The organism is Marichromatium purpuratum 984 (genome assembly GCF_000224005.2).
Lineage (GTDB): Bacteria > Pseudomonadota > Gammaproteobacteria > Chromatiales > Chromatiaceae > Marichromatium > Marichromatium purpuratum.
Window position 1 is genome coordinate 970523 of sequence record NZ_CP007031.1, and the last position, 12020, is coordinate 982542.

Here is a 12020-nt window from a genome sequence, read left to right on the forward strand (position 1 = left end):
GGATCAGCCGCGCACGAAGGACATGAACTCGGCGCGGGTGCTGGGGTCGCTTTCGAAGGTGCCGCGCATCGCGCTCGACACCGTGGTGCTGCGCTGCTTCTGGACCCCGCGCATCATCATGCAGGTGTGGCTGGCCTCCATCACCACCGCCACGCCATGGGCGCCGAGATGCTCCATCAAGGCATCGGCCACCTGGTTGGTCAGACGCTCCTGCACCTGCAACCGGCGTGCGAAGACGTCGACGACGCGCGCGATCTTGCTCAGTCCCACCACCTTGCCGTTGGGCAGGTAGCCGACGTGCGCGTGCCCGAAGAAGGGCAGCATGTGGTGCTCGCACATCGAGTAGAACTCGATGTCGCGCACGATCACCATCTCCTTGGCGTCCTCCTCGAACAGCGCCTTCTTGATGATCTCCTCGGCCGACATCTGGTAGCCGCTGGTGAGGAAGTCGAGCGCCTTGGCTACGCGCAGCGGGGTCCGCTTGAGGCCTTCGCGCTCGGCGTCCTCGCCGAGCGCGTCGAGCATCTCGCGCACCAGCCCCTCCTTGCGCGGGTCATAGACCTCCGCCTCCGACTCGGCCTCGAAGCTGGTGGCGTAGTGACTGTGGGTGACGATCTTCGGGGCTCTCGCTTGTTCTGCCATCTGGATGCCTGGTCCATTGCTGATATAGAAGACATGGGCGGACGGAGGCCGGGGGCGCGTCCGCTTCAGATCGGACAATGGGGGCCGAGGGGGTGGAACGGAATAGTCTGAGGGTGCACGCAAGACCGATACACGGGGCGTTTGTGGAAACACGTTCCGGTGTCGGTTAACATAACGGTCCGTTTCTTCTCAAAATCCAAAGATCTGCGGACGAAAGGCCATGAGTGCTCAGCCGATCGGTCCAGCCAGTCTCCTCGCCTCCTGCGCCGCTCGCGGTGCAGTCCGTTCCGGGGTCACGAGCCGTTGACAACCAACGGTCGCGTGTCTGCTTTCCCCCTGATCGTTGCGAGCCACCCCCTTGTGGATTGGCCGTCCTCTCGTTTCGAGTCCGACACCGTTCGGCTGCCGTGGATGTCTTCGCCCAATCCCTAGGAGAACCTGACTATGTGTGGTTTCTGCGGTGAGATCCGCTTCGACGACCTCCCGGCGAATCTCGACGCCCTGAGTGCCATGAATGCGGCCATGACCCCGCGGGGGCCCGACGGTCACGGGGTCTGGCAGCAGGGTCGGGTGGCGCTCGCCCATCGCCGGCTGTCGATCATCGACCTGAGCAACCATGCCGCGCAGCCGATGGTCGACAGCGAGCTGGGGCTGTCGATCGCCTTCAACGGGTGCATCTACAACTATCGTGAGCTGCGCGGCGTGCTCGAGTCCAAGGGCTATCGCTTCTTCTCCGAGGGCGATACCGAGGTGGTGCTCAAGGCCTTCCATGCCTGGGGCGATGCCTGTGTCGAGCGCTTCCACGGCATGTTCGCCTTCGCCATCGCCGAGCGCGACAGCGGGCGCCTGACCCTGGCGCGCGACCGGCTCGGTATCAAGCCGCTCTATCTCGCCGAGGTCGCCGGCGGGCTGCGCTTCGCCTCGACCCTGCCGGCGCTGCTCGCCGGCGGCGGCGTCGACACCGAGATCGACCCGGTGGCGCTGCACCACTACATGCACTTCCACTCGGTGGTGCCGGCGCCGCACACCATGCTCGCCGGGGTGCGCAAGCTCGCGCCGGCGACCATCCGGGTCGTCGAGCCCGATGGCCGTCAGCGCGATCGTTGCTACTGGTCGCCGAGCTTCGAGCCGCTGGCCGAGGAACGCGGACTCGGCTACGAGGACTGGCAGGAGCGTGTCCTCGCGGCGCTGCGCACCGCCGTCGAGCGCCGCCTGGTGGCCGACGTCGACGTCGGTGTGCTGCTCTCCGGCGGGCTCGATTCGAGCCTCATCGTCGGCCTGCTCGCCGAGCACGGCCAGCGCGGACTCAACACCTTCTCGGTCGGCTTCGAGTCGGTCGGCGGCGAGGCCGGGGATGAGTTCCAGTACTCCGACATCATCGCTCGTCATTACGGCACCACCCATCACAAGATCCGTGTCGACTCGGCCGCGCGGCTGCTCCCGGAGCTGCCCAACTGCGTGCGGGCGATGTCTGAGCCGATGGTCAGCCATGATGTCATCGGCTTCTACCTGCTCTCGCAGGAGGTGGCCAAACACGTCAAGGTGGTGCAGAGCGGGCAGGGGGCCGACGAGGTCTTCGCCGGCTATCACTGGTACCCGCCGATGGTCGGCAGCAACGATCCGGTCGGTGACTATGCCCGCGCCTTCTGCGATCGTAGCCATGCCGAGTTCTGCGAGGCGGTCGATCCGCGCTTCCACGGCGCCGACCACAGCCGCGCCTTCATCGCCGCGCACTTCGCTGGCGCTGGCGCCAGCGACGCGCTCGACAAGGCGCTGCGGCTCGATCAGCAGATCATGCTGGTCGACGACCCGGTCAAGCGGGTCGACAACATGACCATGGCCTGGGGGCTGGAGGCGCGCGTGCCCTTCCTCGATCACGAACTGGTCGAGCTGGCGGCGCGGATGCCCGGCGCGCACAAGCTCACCGATGATGGTAAGGGTGTGCTCAAGGCGATCGGACGCAAGATCATCCCCAGCGAGGTGATCGATCGTCCCAAGGGTTATTTCCCGGTCCCGGCGCTGAAGTATCTGCGCGGCGAGGTGCTGGAGACGGTGACCGATCTGGTGCGCTCGCGCCGTGCCCGCGAGCGCGGGCTGTTCCGCGCGGACTATGTCGAGCACCTGCTGGCCGCGCCCGACGAGCACATCACCCCGCTGCGGGGCTCGAAGCTGTGGCAGGTGGCGCTGCTCGAGCTGTGGCTGCAGGAACACGGGATCTGAGTGCGGGCGGTGTCAGGGAACGATCTGCCGGGCCGCCCGGCATGCGTTGAATCATGCGTTCGCTCCCGCCTCGCGGCGGCCGCGAACGCTTGGCCTGGGGTTCGGTCGGATGCGATGCGTCCGGCCGGACTTCGCCCTGGCGCCCGAGCGACGTCATCCGATCCATGCCAGTGACGCAGACAGGACAGCCAGCATGACCATGAAAGAGCGCATCCATCACCGTCTCGAGCGCAGCCGTGCCCCATCGGTCAAGAACTGGGACCGCCGACCACGGGCCGATCAGACCCTGGGGCAGTCGGCCAGCGTCGACTGCGGCTGGGGCAGGCTGCTGTTCGGACAGACCTTCAGCGATCCGGCAGGGATCGCGCGCGCGCTCCAGCAGGAGCGCCCCGGCACCCGCGACGTGGCGCTCTATCTCAACGAGCCGCATGTGGTGCTGGCTCAGGCGCCGCAGGACCTCTTCCTCGATCCCTCGCACACCTTCCGGCTGTGGTTCGAGCGCTACCAGTCCTGCCAGCGCCGCCCCAAGGGTTTCCATATCCGCCTGGTCAACTGCCGCGCCGACGCCGAGGCGATCCAGCGGCTCTATATCAGTCGCGGCATGGTGCCGCCTGGGGCGGACTTCGTCTGGGCGAACCGCACCTCCAAGGTGCTGACCTACTGGGTCGCGGAAGACGAGCAGGACGGCTCGCTGCTCGGTGTGGTCAACGGTGTCGATCATGCCGCCGCCTTCGACGATCCAGAGAACGGTGCTAGCCTGTGGGCGCTGGCCGTCGACGCTCAGGCACCCTATCCGGGAATCGGCGAGACGCTGGTGCGTCAGGTCATCGAGTACTATCTGGCGCGTGGTCGCGCCTTCCTCGATCTCTCGGTGATCCACGACAACAGCAATGCCATTCGTCTCTACCAGAAGCTCGGCTTCGGCCGCATCCCGGCGTTCGCGGTCAAGAACAAGAACGCCTTCAACGAGCCATTGTTCATGGGACGTCAACCCGAGGCCGATCTCAACCCCTATGCCACCATCATCGTCAAGGAGGCGCGGCGACGTGGCATCGGGGTCGAGGTGCTCGATGCCGAGGCCGGCTATTTCGCGCTGATCCTCGGCGGTCGCCGGGTGGTGTGTCGCGAGAGTCTCAGCGAAATGACCAGCGCGGTGGCGATGAGCCGTTGCGACGACAAGGCGGTCACCCATCGACTGTTGCGCCATGCCGGGCTGCGGGTGCCCGAACAGGCCCGCTTCCAGGCGCTCGATCAGGCCGAGGCGCTGCTCTCGCGGCTCGGTAGCCTGGTGGTGAAACCGGCGCGCGGCGAGCAGGGGGCGGGGATCAGCGTCGACGTGCGCGACCCCAAGTCATTGGAGCTGGCGATCGGCGCGGCGCGGCGCGTCTGCGAGACGGTGATCCTCGAGGAGTACGTGGAGGGCCACGACCTGCGCATCATCGTCATCGACTATCAGGTGGTGGCCGCGGCCATCCGCCGCCCGGCGCATGTTGTCGGCACCGGGCGTCACAGTATTCGCGACCTGATCCAGGCGCAGAGCCGCCGCCGCCGCGCCGCCACCGGCGGCGAGAGCAATATCCCGATGGACGAGGAGACCTCGCGCTGCGTGCGCGAGGCCGGTTTCGTGCTCGAGCACATCCTGCCCGAGGGGCAGGTACTGCAGGTGCGCAAGACCGCCAACCTGCATACCGGCGGGACCATCCACGACGTCACCGCCGAGTTGCACCCGGCGCTCGCCGAGGCCGCCGAGGCCGCGGCGCGCGCGCTCGATATCCCGGTGACCGGGCTCGATCTCATCGTGCCCTCGGTTTCCGAGCCCGAGTATGTGATCATCGAGGCCAACGAGCGTCCGGGGTTGGCCAACCACGAGCCGCAGCCGACCGCCGAACGCTTCGTCGATCTGTTGTTCCCGCAGACCGCGACCCGGGAGGAGTTCTCTTGAAGTTACCCGCCATCGACTCGAATTATCTGGTCGATATCCTGCTGAAGCTGTTGTTCACACCCAGCCCCTCGGGTTATACCGATCGGGTGGTCCATCTGGTGTGCGAGGAACTCGAGCGCCTCGGCGTACCCTTCGAGCTGACCCGTCGCGGGGCGATCCGCGCCACCCTGAAAGGGCGGGTGTCACAGCCCGACCGTGCCGTGGTCGCCCACATCGACACCCTCGGTGCCATGGTCAAGGGACTCAAGGAGAACGGTCGCTTGCAGCTGGTGCCTGTGGGGCACTGGAATGCGCGCTTTGCCGAGGGCGCGCGCGCGACCCTGTTCACCGATACCGGTCAGCTCCGCGGCACCATCCTGCCGATGAAGGCCTCCGGACACACCTTCGGACCCGAGATCGACAATCAGCCCGGGGGCTGGGATCACGTCGAGTTCCGTATCGACTCTCGGGTCTCGGACCTGAATGGGCTGCTGCGCCTGGGCGTGCACGTCGGCGACTTCCTCGCCATCGACACCTGCCCGGAGATCACCGATACCGGCTTCATCAATGCCCGGCATCTCGACGACAAGGCCGGTGCCGCGGTGTTGCTGGCGACCATCGAGGCGGTGCAGCGCGAGTGTCCCGATCTGCCGGTCGACTGTCACCCGTTGTTCACCATCTCCGAGGAGGTCGGTTCCGGCGCCTCGGCGGCGCTGCATCAGGATGTCGCCGAGATGCTCACCATCGACAACGGCACCACTGCGCCGGGACAGAACTCGAGCGAGTTCGGGGTGACCATCGCGATGGCCGACCAGAGCGGCCCCTTCGACTACCACCTCACCCATCGCGTCATCCAGCTCTGCCAGGAGTTCTCCATCCCCCACCAGCGTGATGTCTTCCGCTATTACCGTTCCGACAGCGCCGCCGCGCTCGAGGCCGGCAATGACGTGCGTACCGCGCTGGTGACCTTCGGGGTCGATGCCTCGCACGGTTACGAGCGCATCCATCTCGATGCCCTGGAGTCGCTGGCGCGGTTGGTCGGGGTCTACATGCAGGCACCGCCGCTGTTCAGTCGCGACCGCTACGAGATGGGGCCGCGCGCCGGCTTCCCGACCCAGCCGGGCTAATCCTCGTCGGGAGCGAGACAGACCACGCGGTTACGGCCGCTGTGCTTGGCGCGATAGACCGCCTGATCGGCGCGCGCCAGTGTTTGCTCGAGCGGTTCGCCGGGCCGGCCCTGGCTGACCCCGAGACTGGCGGTGGTGAGTACCGCGCTTTCGTTGGCGATCGCCCGCCGCAGCTTTTCGGCGGCTCGCTCGCCGTCTCTCAGGTTGCTGTAGGGCAGCACCAGCAGGAACTCCTCGCCCCCCCAGCGCGCACACAGGTCGCTCTTGCGAGTGTGCTGACACAGCACCCCGGCGACGGCCTGGAGCACCGCGTCGCCGCGATCGTGCCCGAGTTCGTCGTTGATCCGCTTGAAGTGATCGAGATCGATGAACACGGCCGCGTACTCACAGGCTCGGCCATGGGTGCGCGCCAGCGCTCGGTCGAGTCCGCGGCGGTTGAGCAACCCGGTCAAGGGGTCGCGCTCGGCCTGCTCCAGCGCACGACAATGCGCCAGTTCGGCGTCGGTGATGTCGTGCAGGGTGAGCACGAAGCCACCGACATCTGGCAGCTCTCGGCATTCGGCGAGCAGATAGCCGCGGCGTCCGTCACGTTCCACCTGGAGCTTGACCGGCCCGCATGCCGCCAGCTCCTCGATCCAGGTCGGCGAGGGGGTGAAGGGACGCCCGTCGAGCATCTTGAAGTAGTGGCAGATACAGCCGTGCTCGCGCTGGAAGGCGGCCATGTCGGTGATGCCGAAATACTCGCGCAGTGCGGCATTGCCCTGTCTGAGTATCTGACCGTCGCTGATCCCGATCATCGCCGGATTGAGATCGATGATCTGGGCGAGCAACGCGCGCTCGTGCTCGAGTGCCCGGCGTAGCCGCACCTCCTCGGTGACGTCCTTCTGGTTGGAGAAGAAGTAACGGATGCTGCCGTCCGGGTCGCGGATCGGGGTGATGTTCCAAGACACCCAGTAGGGTGTGCCGTCCTTGCGGTAGTTGACGGTCTGGCCGGAGAACTCCTCACCCTGCTCGAGGTTGTGGCGCAGTCGGTCGAGCACCGCGCGCTCGGTGCGTTCGCCCTGGAGGATGCGTGGTGTGCGTCCGATCAGCTCCGCGCGCGCGTAACCGGTCATGCGCTCGAAGGCCTTGTTGACGTAAAGGATCCTGGGGTGGTCGTCGTCGAGTTCGGCCGTGGTGATGATAACGCTGGTCAGTGCCTCGTTGAGCACCGCGAGCAATTCATCGGAGGGGAGGGCGCCGTTCGGTAGGTCGTGTTCGGCCATGGCGGGGCGGCTCGGACGCATGGCACTGTCCAGCCGGGCGTCCAGGTTCAAGGATGGGGGAGAGGCCTATCCTGATGCCGGCGCTGGCCGGTGTCCTCGCATCTCCCGTGGCGTCCATCGATCGTGTTTGACCGGGTTGACAGCTACAGGATACGTGAGATCGGGGTCAGGTGCATCAACCGGCGCCTGATGCCGTGACCCCGATCCGGGTGTTGTCGCCGACGATCAGTCCTTGGCGGCGGTGTTGATGCCGAAGGGCGCGTAGGCCGGGCACCAGCCGATCAGTGCGGTGACCACCGGTACCAGGCCGATGGCGCCGAGCCAGTTCAGGGTGAACAGGCCCCAGAGCAGCAGCACTGCGCCGATGGCCAGACGGATGTTGCGGTCGGTGGAGCCGATGTTCTTGGTCATGTCGTTACCTCGTCGATGGGTTGATGGTCGAGAGGTTAACGCGCGGCCTCGTGGTGCTCTGTGACTATGTCACCGAGCGGGGGCGGCGAGCAGTCGCTCGACACCGTGGAGCCGCCAGCGGGTGGCCAGCTGTTCGATGGCGAGTGCCGCGCGCACGCTGTTGCCCGCAGCGTCGAGCCGCGGCGAGTAGGCGGCGATCGCCCCCCAGCCGGGGACCACGGCGAGGATCGCGCCGCTCACCCCGCTCTTGGCCGGCAGCCCCACCCGCTGCCACCAGCGGCCGCTGTCCTCGTACATCCCGGCGATCGTCATCAGCGCCAGGACGTCGCGGGCATGAGCGGCAGTGATGATGCGCTCATCCCCGCCAGGCGCGATCCCGGCGTTGGCCAGGGTCGCGCCCATGTGGGCGAGTGCGGCGACGTCGACGGCGACGATACAGGCCTCGAGATAACGCGAGACGGCATCCTCGACCTCGCCCTCGAGGCGTTCGGCCGCCTGCATCTGATAGGCCAGGGCGTAGGTCTGGGCGCGTGGCGTGGCGCGCCATGCCGACTCGATGGCCAGTGGGCGGCCGGCCAGTCGCGCGTAGAACTCGAGCAGCCGGGCGCGCTTGGTGGCCGGATCGGGGCCGCGCAGATAGCTGTGGGTGGCAATGGCACCGGCGTTGACCAGCGGGTTCTGCGCCGTGCTCGGGCGGATCGCGCCGGCGGCCAGCGAGTTGTAAGGCAGGCCGGTGGCATTGGTGCCGATCCGCGCGCGCATGAACCCGGCGCCGCGTTGCTCCAGCGCCAGGGCGTAGGTGAAAGGCTTGGAGACCGACATCAGCGGAAAGCGCGTGTCGGTACGGCCGACCTCCAGGGTGCGACCGTCGACCAGGGTCAGCGCGATCGCCAGGTCCTCGGCGCGGGTTCCCGCCACCGCTCCGGCATAGACCTCGCCATCATGGTTGTCGCGCAGGTCGGCGGCGACCGCGCGCAGATCGGCGGCGAGCCGGGGCTGGGCCGGTGTCGGTGCGCTTGGCGCTGGGATCGTCTCCGATGTCGCGGGCGGTTGTGTCGGTGCGGCACAGCCGCCGAGCAACAGCGCGAGGACGAGGGCCGACAGTGCGCGCATCGATGACCTCCGTGGTCTCATCAGTCGATCCAGCCGAGTAGATCGCGCGCGATCGACCAGCGTTCGCGCGACTCGGCCACCCCGTGGCCGAGCACCCAGTAGTCGTAGAGACGGGTGAGCGCTCCGCCCTGCTGTTGCAGTAGCAGCCAGTTGTCGAGATAGGCCTTGAACAGGGTGTCGTTGCGTGCGAGCGCGAAGGCCAGCGGGATACGCGCCACCGGCTTGGGGACCACCAGGCTGTAGCTCGGGTGCAGCAGGGTGTGGCTGGAGCCGATCATCGCCAGGGTGACCAGGGCATGCGCCTGGTCGGATGCCGCGAAGAAATCCTCGATGCGTTGCAGACGCACGATCTCGGCCTCGGGCAGCAGACGGCGGATGTGTGACTCGTAGAGCCCCAGTCCACTGAGTACGGCGATGCGCAGTCCGGGCTGCTCGCGCAGTTGCTCGACGCTGGCGAACAGCTTGCGCTGCTGGTCCGGGACCACGAAGGCCAGTCCGTCGGTGACATAGGGCGTGGTGAAACTCGCCCGGCGCGCCCGCTCCGGGGTGATGGTCAGTCCGGTACCGATGAGATCGCACCAACCGCTGTCGAGTCGCTCGATGAAACGGGTACGCTCGATCGCGATCAGTTCGAGCTTGACCCCCAGGGTGGCGGCGAGACGGTGCATCAGCTCGATGTCGTGACCGATCAGGGTGCCGTCGGCGCCGCGATAGGACTGCGGTAGCAGCTCGGGGACGTAGCAGGCGCGCAGCAGCTGGCGCGCCTCGATGCGATCGAGCGTCGACCCGGCGCTGGTGGAGGGCGGTGGCGCGTCCGCCTCATCGCGCCCGAACACCTCGGTGCTCGGCCAGGGGGCCTCCATCAGAGGCATGGTGCGCACCGCGTCGTCCTTGGTGTAGCGGTTCTCGACGAAGTGGGTGAAGAACAGGTTGATCGCCATCAGGGTGGCGCTCAGCAACACCGCCGTGGCGCCGAGAAAGAGCCCGAGCCGGCGCCAGCGGACCTTGAGGATGCCGACCACCGAGGCGGTCACCAGCAGTGACAGCGCCACCGTGTGGACACCGGCGAGCAGGGTGCCGAAACGCCCGGTGAAGACGTCGACGGTGACGAACAGGTTGAACATGTCCGCCGGGATCTGCATCAGATCGAGCAAGAAGGGCAGGGCGATCACCACCTCGCCGAAGAAGCTCAGCAGCCCCGAGGCGAGGAACTCGGGATAGTGTCCCGGGGCGATGTCGTTGCCGGCGAACCAGCCGGCGAAGAGCACGAAGGAGAGCGCGATCAGCTTGCCGAGGTTGGGGATGTTGAAGTTGATCGGGGTGATCACGTCGACCACCCCGGAGGCGCGCTCGCGATCGACCCCGGCACGCTCGAGGATGTCCTTGGTCGACTCGGCGAGCAGCGGCAGCACGATCAGCAGCGAGCCGGTGGCGAAGGCGGTCACCAGGGCGTCGCGGGTGCTGCGCAGGGTCTCGGCGAAGCCGAACGGGGTCAGCGCCGAGACCAGCCCCGGCACCACCCACAGACTCAGCAGCAGGGCCATGGCGATATAGGTGACGATATAGACCTGGAGACGGCCGAACTCCTCGATGCTGATGGTGCCGGCGGCGACCGCGGTCAGCGCGAACACCCCGATGGGCGCCAGGCGGGCGACGAACTGGGCGATCAGCATCAGCGCGTGGGCGTACTGCTCGAGGCTTTGCACCACCAGCTGCTTGTCGTCGAGCATCGCCGTGGCCAGCCCCATGGCGATGCTGAACAGCACGATCGCCGGGATTACCCCCTCGGCGAGCGAGGCGAAGGGGTTGGCGGGGATATAGAGCGCGAGCAGGTCGGTCGGTGGTGGTTCGGCGAGCAGGGTGGAGCTGTAGAAGGAGGCCGAGACCCAGTCGGGATAACCCAGCGGCATCAGTGCCACCACCGCCAGGATCAGTCCCCAGAACACCAGGATCAAGCCGCCGCCCTTGAGCGCGAGCAGGCGGATCTGTGGCATGCGCAGACGGCCGATGGCGGCGATCAGCGAGACCACGATGTAAGGGATCACCGTCATCTGCAGCAGGCCGATGAAGATGGTGCCGAGCGGCTCGACGACTGCCACCGACTCGCCGAAGAACAGCCCGGCGAGGATGCCCGTCACCAGCCCGATGATCACCTGGGTGGAGAGCCCGAGCCGCGGGAGCTGGCGTCTGCGTCGGTTCATCGCGCCGACTCCTCGGGGCTTGGCAATGCGCTCCACAGGTCGTGGAATCCGGGGTTCTCGAGCAGCCGTTGGAGCAAGGTCGGCGGGAGGCCGTGCTCACCGCCAGCGGCGTCGAGCCGCCGCTTGAGCAGCGGGTTGAGCAGCAGCGCGTGACGGCCCGCCGCGGCCGCCGCCGCCGGTGCCCCGCGGGCCGTCTCGAGCATCGCCAGGGTGAGCCAGGCGTTATCGTTGCGAGGGTCGAGCCGGGTCGCGCGCAGGGCCTCGGCATGGGCTCGGGCGAGGTCCTCGGCGGTGGTCGCCTCGCCCGCGCCGAGAAGTGCCTGACAGCGCGCGAGGGCGAGCTGGGCGAGACGGATGTCGAGCAGGCGTCCGAGTTCGCGAATCGGCGCCGGGTGGTCGTCGACACGCAGGTCGACGAGGCGGTCGCTCTCGCCCTGATAGCCGGCCCCGGCACGCACCACCAGCAACGCCGCGGACTGGCGTCCGCGCTGATCGCCGCCGGCGGCCTGACCGGCGGCGAGTGCGGCGACCAGTCGTGAGGACAGGGCGCCCGGGGTCGACTCGAAGGCGGCGGCCATCGCCGCCACCACCTCGGGACCGGCGAGCAGGTTGCCCTGTACGGCATAGTGCATGCCGGTGCGCCCGCCCGACCACGGCAGGGTTTGGTCGCCGCTGTGGGTCAGTGGTGTGCCCTGGGGCGTGATGATGCCGAGCTGGCGCTCGGCGCGCAGCGGGTCGTCGGCGAGCAGTCGGCGCAGGGTCTCGGTCGGGCCGACCCCTTCGGCGAGCAGTGCCAGGCCACGGCGACCGTGCTCCAGGCTGCCCCGGGCTTGGGTGGCCAGGGCGCCGACCCCGGCGCGGGCATGAGGGACGACGGTGCCGACGCCGAAGTATTTCGACTGCACCGCGACCCCGAGCGTCGCGGTCGCCGGGTCACGGGCGACGATCGAGAAGGTGGCTTCGGTCGGGAGGGCGATGCCGAGTCCCAGCATCAGCGAGACGAGCGAGAGACCAGCGCGGGCCGGAGCAGGGAGGAAGCGAGCCATGAGGGGCGTCTGTCCTGGCGTGTCAGCGTCGATGGAGTCCAGATAGTAACGCTTTGTGTCCGGGTTGCCGAGTG

At 67.7% G+C, this 12020-nt stretch carries 9 protein-coding genes; 3 read left to right on the top strand and 6 right to left on the bottom strand.

The window, feature by feature from the left end; translation table 11 throughout:
- Positions 1-3 precede the first annotated feature (3 nt).
- On the bottom strand, positions 4-642 hold the full coding sequence (gene folE, locus MARPU_RS04470) for a GTP cyclohydrolase I FolE (protein WP_005220239.1): 639 nt from the start codon (positions 640-642) through the stop codon (positions 4-6).
- A 444-nt stretch (positions 643-1086) separates the two neighbouring features.
- On the opposite strand from folE, the gene MARPU_RS04475 reads away from it, so the two are divergent.
- From MARPU_RS04475 to MARPU_RS04485, 3 genes are all read left to right on the top strand, one after another.
- Entirely contained in the window at positions 1087-2862 is a 1776-nt protein-coding gene (locus MARPU_RS04475; RefSeq protein ID WP_005220240.1) for an N-acetylglutaminylglutamine amidotransferase, read from the top strand.
- A 193-nt stretch (positions 2863-3055) separates the two neighbouring features.
- Positions 3056-4804 (top strand): N-acetylglutaminylglutamine synthetase, encoded by a 1749-nt coding sequence (gene ngg / locus MARPU_RS04480; RefSeq protein WP_005220241.1) that lies wholly within the window; start codon positions 3056-3058, stop codon positions 4802-4804.
- Positions 4801-5910 (top strand): osmoprotectant NAGGN system M42 family peptidase, encoded by a 1110-nt coding sequence (locus MARPU_RS04485; RefSeq protein ID WP_005220242.1) that lies wholly within the window; start codon positions 4801-4803, stop codon positions 5908-5910. Before ngg ends, MARPU_RS04485 begins: the two co-directional genes overlap by 4 nt.
- Here MARPU_RS04485 and MARPU_RS04490 read toward each other — a convergent pair.
- The 5 genes from MARPU_RS04490 to MARPU_RS16510 all read right to left on the bottom strand — a co-directional run bounded on the left by MARPU_RS04490 (position 5907) and on the right by MARPU_RS16510 (position 11946).
- Positions 5907-7175, bottom strand: coding sequence for a sensor domain-containing diguanylate cyclase (locus tag MARPU_RS04490; RefSeq protein WP_198015491.1), 1269 nt, complete (start codon positions 7173-7175; stop codon positions 5907-5909). The genes MARPU_RS04485 and MARPU_RS04490 overlap by 4 nt on opposite strands.
- Before the next feature lie 225 nt (positions 7176-7400).
- Positions 7401-7586: a YgaP family membrane protein gene (locus MARPU_RS04495; RefSeq protein WP_005220244.1), complete on the bottom strand. Its 186-nt coding sequence runs from the start codon at positions 7584-7586 to the stop codon at positions 7401-7403.
- A gap of 69 nt (positions 7587-7655) precedes the next feature.
- The gene (locus MARPU_RS04500) at positions 7656-8699 is read right to left on the bottom strand and encodes a glutaminase (protein ID WP_005220245.1); all 1044 of its coding nucleotides are present in this window, start codon (positions 8697-8699) and stop codon (positions 7656-7658) included.
- Positions 8700-8719: 20 nt separating this feature from the next.
- Positions 8720-10900 carry a cation:dicarboxylate symporter family transporter gene (locus MARPU_RS04505; protein WP_005220246.1) on the bottom strand — a complete coding sequence of 727 codons (2181 nt, stop codon included), beginning with the start codon at positions 10898-10900 and terminating at the stop codon, positions 8720-8722.
- On the bottom strand, positions 10897-11946 hold the full coding sequence (locus tag MARPU_RS16510; protein ID WP_005220247.1) for a DUF1028 domain-containing protein: 1050 nt from the start codon (positions 11944-11946) through the stop codon (positions 10897-10899). The genes MARPU_RS04505 and MARPU_RS16510 overlap by 4 nt, the downstream gene beginning before the upstream one ends.
- Between the last annotated feature and the right edge of the window lie 74 nt (positions 11947-12020).